General features: G+C 53.1%; 10 protein-coding genes. 4 read left to right on the forward strand and 6 right to left on the reverse strand.

What is annotated here, in order from left to right:
* Positions 1-81: 81 nt before the first annotated feature.
* From PBA01S_RS02415 to PBA01S_RS02425, 3 genes are all read right to left on the reverse strand, one after another.
* Positions 82-912: a carbohydrate ABC transporter permease gene (locus tag PBA01S_RS02415; protein ID WP_127575231.1), complete on the reverse strand. Its 831-nt coding sequence runs from the start codon at positions 910-912 to the stop codon at positions 82-84.
* Positions 912-1,793 (reverse strand): carbohydrate ABC transporter permease, encoded by an 882-nt coding sequence (locus PBA01S_RS02420; RefSeq protein ID WP_085169938.1) that lies wholly within the window; start codon positions 1,791-1,793, stop codon positions 912-914. Before PBA01S_RS02420 ends, PBA01S_RS02415 begins: the two co-directional genes overlap by 1 nt.
* Before the next feature lie 73 nt (positions 1,794-1,866).
* A complete protein-coding gene (locus PBA01S_RS02425; RefSeq protein WP_028540323.1) occupies positions 1,867-3,192 on the reverse strand; it encodes an ABC transporter substrate-binding protein in 1,326 nt (441 codons plus the stop codon).
* 206 nt (positions 3,193-3,398) lie between these two features.
* Between PBA01S_RS02425 and PBA01S_RS02430 the strand changes: the two genes are divergently transcribed.
* Positions 3,399-5,156 carry a sensor histidine kinase gene (locus tag PBA01S_RS02430; RefSeq protein ID WP_127575232.1) on the forward strand — a complete coding sequence of 586 codons (1,758 nt, stop codon included), beginning with the start codon at positions 3,399-3,401 and terminating at the stop codon, positions 5,154-5,156.
* A 16-nt stretch (positions 5,157-5,172) separates the two neighbouring features.
* On the forward strand, positions 5,173-6,702 hold the full coding sequence (locus PBA01S_RS02435; protein WP_127575233.1) for a response regulator transcription factor: 1,530 nt from the start codon (positions 5,173-5,175) through the stop codon (positions 6,700-6,702).
* Here PBA01S_RS02435 and PBA01S_RS02440 read toward each other — a convergent pair.
* Positions 6,657-7,697 carry an LLM class flavin-dependent oxidoreductase gene (locus PBA01S_RS02440; RefSeq protein ID WP_028540320.1) on the reverse strand — a complete coding sequence of 347 codons (1,041 nt, stop codon included), beginning with the start codon at positions 7,695-7,697 and terminating at the stop codon, positions 6,657-6,659. The two genes, PBA01S_RS02435 and PBA01S_RS02440, sit on opposite strands and share 46 nt — an antisense overlap.
* Before the next feature lie 123 nt (positions 7,698-7,820).
* Between PBA01S_RS02440 and PBA01S_RS02445 the strand changes: the two genes are divergently transcribed.
* The gene (locus PBA01S_RS02445) at positions 7,821-9,419 is read left to right on the forward strand and encodes a glycoside hydrolase family 43 protein (protein ID WP_028540319.1); all 1,599 of its coding nucleotides are present in this window, start codon (positions 7,821-7,823) and stop codon (positions 9,417-9,419) included.
* 16 nt (positions 9,420-9,435) lie between these two features.
* Positions 9,436-10,167: an AAA family ATPase gene (locus PBA01S_RS02450; protein ID WP_028540318.1), complete on the forward strand. Its 732-nt coding sequence runs from the start codon at positions 9,436-9,438 to the stop codon at positions 10,165-10,167.
* Positions 10,168-10,942: 775 nt separating this feature from the next.
* Here the strand turns inward: PBA01S_RS02450 and PBA01S_RS02455 are convergent.
* Both PBA01S_RS02455 and PBA01S_RS02460 read right to left on the reverse strand, forming a co-directional pair.
* The gene (locus PBA01S_RS02455) at positions 10,943-11,773 is read right to left on the reverse strand and encodes a carbohydrate ABC transporter permease (RefSeq protein WP_016314290.1); all 831 of its coding nucleotides are present in this window, start codon (positions 11,771-11,773) and stop codon (positions 10,943-10,945) included.
* A complete protein-coding gene (locus PBA01S_RS02460; RefSeq protein WP_016314289.1) occupies positions 11,773-12,660 on the reverse strand; it encodes a carbohydrate ABC transporter permease in 888 nt (295 codons plus the stop codon). Before PBA01S_RS02460 ends, PBA01S_RS02455 begins: the two co-directional genes overlap by 1 nt.
* Between the last annotated feature and the right edge of the window lie 133 nt (positions 12,661-12,793).

A 12,793-nucleotide genomic window follows, 5' to 3' on the forward strand; every position in this document is an offset into this window, starting at 1 on the left:
ACTCAGACGCGGCCTTTGCCCCAAAAAAGCGAGCCCGGAATTCCTCCCAGGCTCACTTCATTAAATGCGTATCCGCTGCAATCAGCCCTTCACCGCGCCGGCGGTGAGGCCACTGACGATGTATTTTTGGCCGAACAGATAGAGAATAAATACCGGCAACGATGTCAGCACGAGGTTGGCAAAAATAAGATTCCATTCCCGGCTGTATTTGCCGTAGAAATTATAAATGGACAGCGGCATTGTCCAGGTCGAACTGTCGGTCAGGAAGTAGAGCGGAATCGTGATGTCATTCCACACCGACATGAACACCATAATCGCAACGGTAGCATTCACTGGCAGGATCAGCGGCGTCACGATCCGGAAGAATACGCCGAGCACGCTGGCCCCTTCCAGGAACGCCACCTCGTCGAGCGCTTTCGGGATCGTCTTGATGAACCCGCTGTAGAGGAACACGCTAAAGGCGGTGTTCAGCGAGGCGTAAATCAGAATGACGCTGGTGATGCTGCCGTAGAAGCCCAGCGCTTGCACGATCCGGATGGTCGTAATTGTCGACATCGGGGCGATCAGGCCCATAAAGAAAAACATGTACAGCGTATTGGCGAGTTTCGTCTCGCGACGCGCCAGAATAAAGGAGGCCGCCGAAGAAGCCACGATGTTGATGATCGAAGATACACCGGTAATCAACACGCTGTTCCAGAACGACCGGGCGAGCCCGCCTTCTTCAAAGACGCGCACGTAGTTGGAGAACATCCACTTTTCGGGCAGTTTGATCGAGAAATCCAGTACTTCGGCGCTCGTCTTAAAAGAACCGAAGATCATGATTAACACCGGCAAAAGAATCAGCAATGAAGCCAGCAGCAGAAGGCCTTCGACAATATAGTTACGAATGGCGAGTTTGCGTGTAAATCCCATTATTCGGTGACCTCCTTACGCCGCATGAAGATGAGCAGCGGGATGGCAATGATCGTAACTGCCACGAACAACAGTGTATTGATGGCTGTCCCCAGCCCCCAGCTTCCTTCGCCGAAGGACCGTAAGATGATCGTGCCGACGACCTGTGAAGCATTGCCCGGGCCCCCGCCGGTCAGGACGAAGACCTCCGAGAAGACCTTCAGCCCGCCGATGAGGGTGAGCATCAGGTTGATATTAATCGCTGGCAGCAGGAGCGGCAGCGTGATATTCGTGAACTTTTTCCAGGATCCGGCCCCGTCGATGGTTGCCGCTTCGTAGTACTCCTGGGAAATGGATTGCAATCCGGCCAAATAAATCGCCATTTGAAAACCGGCATGCTGCCAGATCGAGATCACGGCGATGGTCCAGATGACGATATGCGGATTGGTGAGCCAAGCCTGGCTTAATGCGTGCAACCCCACCGCATCGAACATCCGGTTGATCGCGCCTTCCGTGCGCAAGATTGGAGTAAACACGATCCCGATAACCAGGATGCTCAGAATGGACGGGGAATAAAAAATCGCCCGCAGCAAGTTCCGCGTCTTGAGCCGCATATTTAGAGCCACCGCAAGGACGATCCCGATCAGGTTCTTCCCAACCACGGTGACGACGGCGAAGATTAGGGTGTTTTTGAGCGCGAGGAGCAGTGTTTTATCGGAGAAGATCTTATGGAAGTTCTCCCATCCGATGAATTTGATCGTCAGGCGATCCAGCCGCCAATCGGTAAAGGAATAATAAAAGCCCGTAAACGCCGGGATGACAAAAAAGATCGTGTAAATGAGTAACGCCGGTAATACGAGATAATAGGAATATAGATTTTTGACCGATGCTTTTGATTTCATGTTTTCCACCCCACTATAGACTGGGGCAGCATAACCCCCGGACGGGACTTATGCTGCCTGCCATTCTTCCGATTTAGAAACCGGGGATTTCTTTATCTGCCATCAGTTGGCTGAACTTCTCGTCCCAAGCCTTCAGAACCTCTTCCGGGGTTAGGCCGCCGGCGAATTGGTCTTGGAGCAGCCGGTACAGCTCGCTGCGGTCAACCAGCATGTAGGCGTCGGTAGTCAAGACGGTTTTCTTCGGCGTGATGTAGTTATCGACGATTTCTTGCTTGTAGTCCGGCAATTCCGGCGTCGTAACGTCATTCAGGTTGGATACGTACCCTTTGGAGTCAACGATTTTCTGGGCGATTTCTTTCGAGCCTAAGAAGTTCAGGAACTCTTTGGCTTCCGCCAAGTGCTTCGCTTTCTTCGGAATGAACAGCTGGCCGCCCAGCGGGCTGGCACCCAGGCTGGCATCTTCCTCGGAAGGGATCGGGAAGACGCCGAGGCGCATGTTCGGATCCTGCTTCAGCACGCCTTCGATCAGCCAGTCTCCCATGAACATCATGGCGACTTCCTTGTTCAGGAATTTCCCCACCGCCATATCGTAGCTGTCACTCAGGACGTCGGCGTTGGTGTAGCCTTGCTTATACACGTCATACTGCTGCTGCAGGAACGTTTGGAATTCCGGGATGTCGGACCATTTTTTCTTATTGCTGTTCAGATCGTCGAAGAAGGTCGGATCGCTCTTGGCTACGAAGTTGGCAAACGCAGCGGCCGGCCAAATGTTCGCGGCCCAGTTGTCCTTGTACGGCATAAATACTGGAGTGACACCGCTGGCTTTGATCTTCTCGCAGACAGCCAGGAATTCTTCAAAGTTCTTAGGAATGGACAGACCCAGTTCGTCAAAGATGTCTTTGTTATAGACCACGCCTTGCATCCCGGTGTCTTGGCTGACATGGAAGCTGTAGATGTGCCCGTATGCGGACAGGACGTCTTTGTTCAAAATCCGGCTGGCCCAAGGCTCGTCATCCAGAATTTCAAAGTTGCGTTCCAGATTCAGGTCCGTGGTTGCGCTGGCCAGATTGTATTGAATGATGTCCGGCGTTTCTTCAACGGCCAACTTCGTCTGTAAGACGGTTGTCGTTTGCTCGGCTGGAATCAGCTGCAAATTGACTTTGATGTTCGTCTGCTTCTCAAATTCGTCGAGGATATCTTGTTGGATGAAGGCGGAGTCCTGCGAGCTTTTGGAGATCGCTAACTCAATGGTGACTTTGTCGCCCTTGGCGCCGCCGCTGTTGTTGCCGTCTTGGGCGGTGTTGTTGGACTTGGCGCCTCCGGATCCGCAGGCTGCGAGCGATAAGGCTAGCAAACCGGCGATGACTGCGGTAGTCGTTCTTTTAAGTGCGTGATTCAAGGCGAATCCCCCTTTGTTTGATATGTCTTTGAATGCGCTTGCAACTTGATTATAGATTTCCAGGCGTGTCAGGTACATGTCTGAGGGTGACAGATGAGGTGTAAAATTGTGAACTTGTAACCGTTGTCATGACGTGAGGCGAAGTGGTACAGTTAAACCATCCTAATGCAACATGGCGATAGCCAAAGGGGGCCCAAGCCAACGTCATGAAACCTTTCTTCCTCCGCAGAAGCCAGCTGAGCTTGCAGAATAAAGTCTTTCTAACCTTTGTAGCTCTGCTTCTGTTTATATTGGGTTGCTTTATCGTCTACGTCAATCTGGTCGTCATCAAACCGTTGAAAGAGAAAACGGTGGAGGCCAAGCTGGCCGCAGTGACCAAGGTGAGCCAGCAGCTCGACGATTATGTGGACAGTCAAAACCAAATGTCGCAGCGGATTTTGTCCAGCAAGGATGTCTTTACGATTCTGGAGCGGGGTTATCAAACCGACGCTAACCTCGAACGGCTGAATCAAAGCCGCAGGCTGAAGGATCTGATGTTCCAGGCGATCGGCCCCAGAATGAATATTAAGGACATGGTGATTTACGATAAGGCCGGACGCAAAATCGTGTCCTATATTGGTTTACAAGGGGATGCGGCTTCGATCGAAGGTTATCTGAAAAAGAGTCTCATCGACGGAAGCTGGAGCGGCAGCGGTTATGTTCTGGAACGTCAGGGAGGGGCCGTTTCGTTTATTCGATCGATCAATAATCAGAACGGGACGGTATTCGGATACCTGAGCATCTTGTTGGATAATGCATACTTGCAAAGGATCACGCAAGGCGTGGGCAGCGGTCAGGTGTACATCCTGGACCAGAGTGGCCAGCCGGTGGTTGGAGATATCCCGAAGGAGCATGCCGAGTTAACAACGCCACATTCAGTTGACGGTGTGCATGTAGACGATCACGGGAACTATGTGGCTTACGCCAGGTCGGAAAGCACCGGGTGGACAACCTATCTAGTGACGCCGAAGCAAGACGTACTGGGACCCGTCAACTCGGTCAAGTATTTGTCCATTTTGCTGATTACGGCGTTGATGCTGTTATCTTTTGTGTATATTTATTTTTCTTCGCGTAGTCTGCTGTTGCCGATCCGGAAGCTGCGCAGCCAGATTTGGCGGATCAGCTATAGCAATATGAATCTCAAATGGGACAACCCTACGCAAAATAACGATTTAATTCTATTAAACGAGGCTTTTCAGGATCTGATGGAACGGCTGCAAGCATCGATTGAACGGGAGAAGATCGCCCTGCATGAGGAGGTCAAGGCGCGCAACTCTGCGCTCCAGGCCCAAATTGCACCGCATTTCATTCATAACGTACTGTATTTGATCAGCATCGCGGCCCAGGAGGGGAAGACCGACGTCGTCACCGATATGTGCAAGCATTTGTCGGACAGCTTACGCTACATCGTATCCTCTCCTTACGTGCACGTCACCTTAGCCGACGAACTCGAGCATACCCGGCACTACTTGTCGCTTGTTCAACAAAAATACGAAGACGATCTCGAATGGGAGATCCATGCGGACGAATCGGCGCGGAACGTGCAGTTGCCGCGGTTGGTGCTTCAGCCTTTCGTGGAGAACTGTATCGAGCATGCGTTCATTCACTGTGACCCTCCCTGGCGGATCGAGATTACGGTGAAGCAGTTCAACGGGCTGTGGGCCGTGGAGATTAAGGATAACGGAGACGGGTTCCCGCCCGGGAAGATCGATGAAATCATGGATAACCTGCGGAAGAGCGAAGCTGTTGCCGGAGAGGGGAACGAACGACCCGCCTCGATCGGCAACATGGGCATTGTGAACAGCGTCGGCCGACTGAAGTTAATGTACCAGAACCGGCTGTTCTTCAATCTGTTTAACCATGCAGATGGGGAAAAGGGCGCCACGGTCCAGATCATCGGATCGCTCACCAAGGACTTCTACTGAACGAGGAGGGCACAGCATGTACAACGTCATGATTGTGGAAGACAGCAAGCCGATCTTGCGCAATATACGAACGCTGCTAGGTTCACTGGAGCTCCCGTTTCAGGTGACGGCTACAGCCGCCAACGGGGAGGAAGCGTTGGAGCTCATCCGGCAGCAGCCGGTAGACCTGGTGTTGACCGATATTCGCATGCCTAAGCTGGACGGCCTCGCGTTTATCGAAGAGGCGAAGCAGATCCGCCCGCAGTTGTTATTTATTTTGATCAGCGGATACAACGATTTCGAATACACGCGCAAGGCGATTAATTTGCAGGTATTTGACTATTTGCTTAAGCCCGTCGAACGCAAGCAGTTGTTGGAAGTGATGGAAAGGGCGCTGGAGCGTCTCCACAGCCGGGTCCCCAGTGAAGCGGAGCTGTTTCAGGAGATTGTAGCTCCGGAGGTTTATGCGGATTTGCAGCTCGGGGATCAATTCCGCTATTACGGCAAGCTCTTGATCCTCATCCGGAGGCAGCCGTTTGCCGGCGGGCGGGAGCTCTGGAATGCGGAGGAGCTTCAGCGCAGACTGGATGCTATGTTTGCTCCGCAGCTCTGCTGGGTGTTTCCGACGCAGGTGCCTGGTCAATTTCTTGCTATGGTGCAAAAAACGGCGGCGGACGCCTATTCCTCGGTGTATCAATGCCTGGAGTCTGTCCGCAAAACGCTGGAGGCGGCGGGGCTCGCGGCAACGATTGGCGGACAGCTGCAGTCCGGCGACCCGGATCGCCTGCCTGAACTGTATCACCGCATGTCGGGCATTTTGGACGAACGGCAGCCGGTTCATCAAGGCATCGTGGTAGACACAGAGATTCCCCATGCGTTGGGTCATCTGGAGGGTTCTGAGCTGGATCGGGCAACTGCCGCAGCCTTTACTGAGCTTATCGTGGGGCGGAGGAAGGAGCAGTTCTTGTTAAAGCTGAACGAGCAGCTGGTCAAATGGTCGAGCGACAACATTCGGTTTGCGGAGCTGGAACGATTTGTTGCACTCTTGACCGATGCTTTCTCACAAGCGGGAGGCGATCAGGAGACCGGACATCGGCTGGAGCTCGAGACTTCTTCACGTCGTTTGCTTGATGCAGATTGTTTTGAGAGGTTTGGCGAGAACTTGTTGGAATGGACGAAGCAATCCTTCGAATGGCTGCAGGCGCAGAACCGAAAAAGCGGTGAGGAGCTGTTTCGGCAGATTGAGGAATACGTCAGGCTCAATCTGTACTCGTATCTTTCGCTCGCCGATGTGGCGCAGAAATTTCACGTCAGCCCCTCGTATGTCAGCCGAGTCATGAAGAGGTATGCCCAAAGCACCTTCGTGCAATATTATACTGGCCTCAAAATCAAAGAGGCCTGCAGGCTGATTGCCTGCAAGCCGGAAATGCGAATTAAAGAGGTGTCTGATGCTTTGTCATTCAGCGATCAGCACTATTTCTCCAAAGTGTTTAAGGAGTACACGGGCTGCAGCCCTTCGGATTACAAGGAGCGTTGTCCTCCGAACAACCCGGACAACAGCTCGTAAGAGCGCAAGCGGGCCTTGTGGTCGTAGATCTGGGCAGCGACGATGATTTCGTCGGCTTCGGTCTCGGCCAGCAGGTGCTCCAGCCGGTTTCGCACTGTCTCGGGTGAGCCGATCGCCGAATAGCTGAGCTGGCGTTCAACCACGGCTTGCTCCTGCGGCGTCCAATCGAGATGATCCACCGGCGGGCTAAGCTGTGAGGTTCGCCGGCGGATCAGGTTCAAGAACTGCTGGTGCTGGGAGGTCGCCAAGCGGCGGGCCTCCGCATCGGTATCGGCGACGATCACGTTCACGCCGATCATCGCATAAGGCTTCGCCAGCTCCGCTGACGGATGGAAGTGCGTGCGGTATAAATTGAGCGCCGGGAGCAAGTAATCCGGCGCGAAATGGCTGGCGAAGGCGAACGGCAGACCGAGCTGGGCGGACAGCTGCGCGCTGAAGCCGCTGGAGCCGAGCAGCCAGATCGGGATGTGTAAGCCTTCGCCGGGAATGGCGCGCACGCGCATCGAGGAACCGGAGACGGGCTGGAAATAATTCCGCAGCTCTGCGAGCCGCTCTGGAAAATCCTGCCCGTCACTGCCCGGCCCGCGGCGCAGCGCGTGCGAAGTCAGCGGGTCGGAGCCGGGCGCCCGACCCAGGCCGAGATCGATCCGCCCCGGGTACAGCGACTCGAGCGTGCCAAACTGCTCCGCGATAACAAGCGGCGCATGGTTTGGCAGCATGATACCGCCGGATCCAACGCGGATCTTCTTCGTACCGCCGGCGATGTGTCCGATCACGACGGAGGTCGCCGAGCTGGCAATGCCGGGCATGCCGTGATGCTCTGCGAGCCAATAGCGGTGATAGCCCCAGTTCTCGGCATGCTGGGCCAGGTCCAGCGAATTGCGCAGCGATTCGGCCGCCGTGCTGCCGGCGGTAATCGGCGCAAGGTCGAGAATCGAGACCGGAATATGGGATAAACGATGGGATGAATCGTTAGTCTTACTTGAATCAGGCATAAAATCTAGCCTCCTTAGGCAGGAATTGAGATACAAAAGCCTAATTTCTATTATAATCGAAATTTGAAGTGTTGAGCGAAAAAACAATAACCAATTCGATAACAGTTTTTATAGGAGGAACTTATGAGCGAACGTCCAATGATCACGAATCCGATTTTACGCGGCTTTAACCCTGATCCTTCAATCTTGCGAGTTGGGGATGACTACTACATCGCGACCTCTACCTTCGAATGGTTCCCGGGCGTGCAAATTCATCATTCCCGAGATCTCGTGCACTGGCAGCTGATCGGCCACCCGCTGACGAGGGTGTCGCAGCTAGATATGCTGGGCAACCCCGGCTCTTGCGGGATATGGGCCCCTTGCCTCAGCTATGATAACGGGCTGTTCTACCTGATTTACACTGATGTCAAAAGCCGCCACGGCGCGTTCAAGGATACGCCCAACTATCTCGTTACTGCTCCGGATATCCGCGGCCCTTGGTCGGATCCGATCTATCTGAACAGCAGCGGCTTCGACCCTTCGTTATTCCATGATGATGACGGGCGCAAGTGGCTGGTAAACATGCTGTGGGATCACCGGAAAGGGAAGAATCACTTTGCTGGCATCGTGCTTCAAGAATACGATCCGAAGCAACAGAAGCTGGTGGGACCGGTGAAAAATATTTTCCTAGGCACTGACCTTAGAGTAACCGAAGGCCCGCATTTGTATAAAAGAAATGGCTACTACTACCTGCTGACCGCGGAAGGCGGCACGCATTACGAACATGCGGTCACGATGGCCCGATCTCGAACGATTGACGGACCGTATGAAGTGGACCCCACCAATCCGATTCTCACCTCGGCGGGTAAACCGCATTTGGAGCTGCAAAAGGCGGGACATGCCTCGCTGGTCGAGACCCAGACAGGGGAATGGTACATGGTGCATCTGACCGGGCGGCCGACGAAGGACATCTATTGCACGCTTGGCCGAGAAACGGCGATCCAGCGCGGGGTCTGGACCGAAGATGGTTGGTTCCGGTTGGAAACCGGTGGGAATGAGCCGCAAGTGAAGGTGCCTGCTCCCGCCTTGCCGCCGCACCCGTTTGAACCGGAGGCGGAACGGGACGATTTCGAGGCGGAGACGCTGGGGGTACATTGGAGCACGCTGCGTGTTCCAGCGACGGAGGATTGGCTGACATTGCGGGAACGTCCTGGCTTCCTGCGCTTGTATGGTCGTGAATCGATGAACTCGCTGTTCCGGCAGAGCCTGGTGGCGCGGCGGCAGCAATCGTTCCATTGCCTGGCGGAGACGGTGGTGGAGTTCGAGCCGGAGACGTTCCAGCAGATGGCCGGTCTGACCGTGTTCTACGACACGAACGATCATGTGTATTTGCGGATCTCCCGAGATGAGACGAAGGGCAAGAGTCTGAATTTGATCCAGACCAAATACGGCGTCTACGACGAACTGCTTGCGGAAGATATCTCGATTGAAGGGGCTTCGCGCTGCTGGCTGCGGGTCGTTATCGAACGCGAGCTGGCAAGCTTCTACTACAGCCTGGACGGGGAGACCTGGCATGCAGTCGGCGAAGCCGTTGACGTAAGCCACATGTCCGACGATCCGGCGGAGAGATTGCGCTTCACCGGCACCTTTATTGGCGTCTGCGCCCAGGATCTAAGCGGGATGCGCAAGCCTGCCGATTTCGACTATTTTATTTATAAGGAGCTTGATTCATTCTCAAAATGAGAGGGGGTGTAAGAGGGTGTATTTACGAGAGATCACGCTGCTTAAAGAGAAGATGCCCTCCTTCCACGCATACCCTTTCTCGCTCCCGTTAGTTCGAAAGATGAACAAGCTGTATCTCCGCCGTCCAGTTACCTTTTTTGTTGGGGAGAACGGTTCGGGAAAATCCACGTTGCTGGAGGGGATCGCCTACCAATGCGGGTTTAATCCGGCTGGCGGTGGGAGAAACAACGTCTACGAGGTAGATCGATCGGAATCTGCGCTTGGAGACTACCTTCGTCTCTCCTGGAACCCGAAGGTCACGAATGGCTTCTTTTTGCGGGCGGAGTCGTTTTATTCGTTTGCCTCGCATATCGATGATGTTGCAGCAACCCGGGCTTACGGCGGGGTGTCCTTGCACAGCCAATCGCATGGCGAGTCGTTCCTCAGCTTGTTCAAGCATCGATTTGGCAGCCGGGGCATTTATCTGCTGGACGAACCGGAGGCGGCCCTGTCTCCAGCCCGGCAGTTGTCCTTGATGCGGATTATCCATGACTTATCGGATCGCGCCCAGTTCATTATCGCCACGCATTCACCGATTCTGATGGGGTATCCGGACGCGGACATCTTAAGTTTTGATGGCGATCAGCTGGAGCAGATACGTTACGAGGATACGGATCACTACCAAATTACGCGCCGTTTCCTCGAAAACCGGAACAGTGTCCTTCGTACGTTGTTTGAGGATGAAGACGAAGGCGAAGACATCTCCTAGCGCAGCTAGGGCGCAATGGCGAATCAGCGGTCTAACGCTTGCCAGCAACGCTATTGGGCCAAAAACGGGGGCGATGAAAATCTAACGCTTATGAGAGAGCTTATTTGCTCGTTTCCCCTTCGAAACAAGGCCTTTTGGCGCAAATAAGCTCACTGGCAAGCGTTAGAAATAAAATCCCCCGTTTTTGGCCCCAATAAGCGCTGTGGCAAGCGTTAGCCGAAACTGTGCGCGTTGCTCGGTGGGATTTGAAGCAGTTAGGAGTAACTATAAACATTAAAAGTAACTTGCGCGACGGCAACGTCAATCGTTGAGAATAGGGAACTCGCGGAGTAACTAAATTAGCGGCATTAGAGTCACAGGCGGAACAACAACTTAAGAACTGCAGGAATAGTAACCGGAATGACTGTGGCAGTGATAGTGACAGTGGCAACAACAGCAACAAACAGTAACGACAGCCGAGACAGCTAAAGCAACAGCGAATCAGCGGTCTAACGCTTACCAGAAACGCTATTGGGCCAAAAACGGGGGTGATGAGAATCTAACGCTTATGAGAGAGCTTATTTGCTCGTTTCCCCCTCGAAACAGGGCCTTTTGGCGCAAATAAGCTCGCTGGCAAGCGTTAGAAATAAAATCCCCCGTTTTTGGCCCAAATAAGCGCTGTGGCAAGCGTTAGCCGGAGCTACGCACGTTACCTGGAAATGTCATGACACTTTTTCAGTTATGGTCTAAACATGCAAACAGCCCCCGATCCATAGGATCAGGGGCTGTTTTATAATTACCCTTTCACCGCGCCGGCGACAACGCCTTTGACGATGTATTTTTGCAAGAAGATAAAGACGATGATCGAAGGCAGCACCGCCATGACCATAGCGGTCATTGCATATTGCCAGTCGGAGGTGTATTGCCCAACGAAGGTGTATGCGGCCAGCGTCAGCGTTTTGGTTGCCGGCGAGCCGTTGACCATCAGCAATGGGAGCAGGAAGTCGTTCCAAATCCACATCACGTCGATGATGATGATCGTGGTCGTGACCGATTTCAGCAGCGGGAAGATCACGCTGAAGAACAATCGGAAGCCGGAGGCACCGTCGATCGTGGCGCTTTCATCGATTTCCTTCGGAATCCCCTTCACGAAGCCGTGGTAGATGAACAGGGCGAGCGGAGCGCCGAAGCCCCAGTACAGAATGCCAAGTCCCCACGTGCTGTCCGAGAGATGGAGGTTCTTCGCCATTTGCAGCACCGTCAACATGATCGATTGGAACGGAATCAGCATCGGCATGATACAGATAAAGTAAATGATCGAGCTGGCTTTGGATTTCGTACGGGCCAGCTTGTACGCAGCGATGGACGAGATTAATATGATCCCGGCCAAGCCGAGGATGGTGACGACCGCATTATTCAGGAACAGCCGCGGGTAGTTGATGAACTCCCATACATAGCTGTAGTTTTCGAAGGCGAGTTTCTTCGGCAAGGCGATGACATCGGTCATGACCTCGGAGAAGCTCTTCAGCGAGTTGATGATCGTCAGGAACAACGGATACAGGAACAGGATCGAGAGTAGCACCATCACGATTTCCAGGACGATGCGGCCTGCCGTATTCTTTTTCATTACGCCTCAACCTCCCTGCGTTTGAAGATCGTTAGCTGAATCGCTGTAATAATCAGCACGGCGACGAACAGAATTAGCGCTTTCGCGGTACCATAGCCGTACAGGTTGTTCTGGAATGTGTCACGGTAAATGTCGTACGCCACACTGTACGTCGTGCCGCCAGGGCCGCCGCCGGTCAAGGACAGGATGACGTCAAATACTTTAATCGAGTTGGTCAACGCCATAAAGACGGAGATCGTAATCGATGGAGCAAGCAACGGCAGCGTTACGTTAAAGAATCTGCGGACTGGGCCTGCGCCGTCCACCGTGGCTGCTTCCTTCAGGTCATCTGGAACCGATTGCAAACCTGCAATGTAAATCACCATGTAAAAACCAATCGATTGCCAAATGGAGACAAACAGGATCGAAACAAAGGCAAGTCCAGGTTCACCCAGCCAGCTTAGATCAAATATGCCCCATCCGGTGCTGTCGCCAAGGGACTCAAAGCCTTGCATAAAGATGAACTTCCAGATAAAGCCGACAATGACCAAGCTGAGAATGTACGGAATAAAGAAAGCGGCTCTCAGCCAGTTCGTCGTCTTCAGCTTCATATCCAGCACCAACGCCAGCAAAATCGCCAGCACGTTGATGATTACGATATAAAGAATCGCGTATTTAATCGTAAACCAGGCGGCCTGCGAGAAGTTCGCGTCACCCATGAAAATTTGTTTGAAATTGTCCAGTCCGATAAATTTCGGATGCTTGGATATCCCGTTCCACTTGGTCAGGGAATAACGGATTGTCATGACAAACGGATAATAGAAGACCGCGATGATAGCTATCAGAATCGGCAATGTAAATACGCCAAACTCTAATTTCTCGCCCCGTTTTCTCCCTAGTTTGAACATAATGGCACCTCTTTTTCGTGACGTATTGGTATAAACAGCGGTGTGACCGTCTCCCCTATACACTTGGGCTTTTTCGACTATAATGATTATAAAACAGCGGTTATGCCGTCAAAATGGATTTAAGAAAACAGTT

This window comes from Paenibacillus barengoltzii NBRC 101215 (assembly GCF_004000745.1).
GTDB lineage: Bacteria > Bacillota > Bacilli > Paenibacillales > Paenibacillaceae > Fontibacillus > Fontibacillus barengoltzii.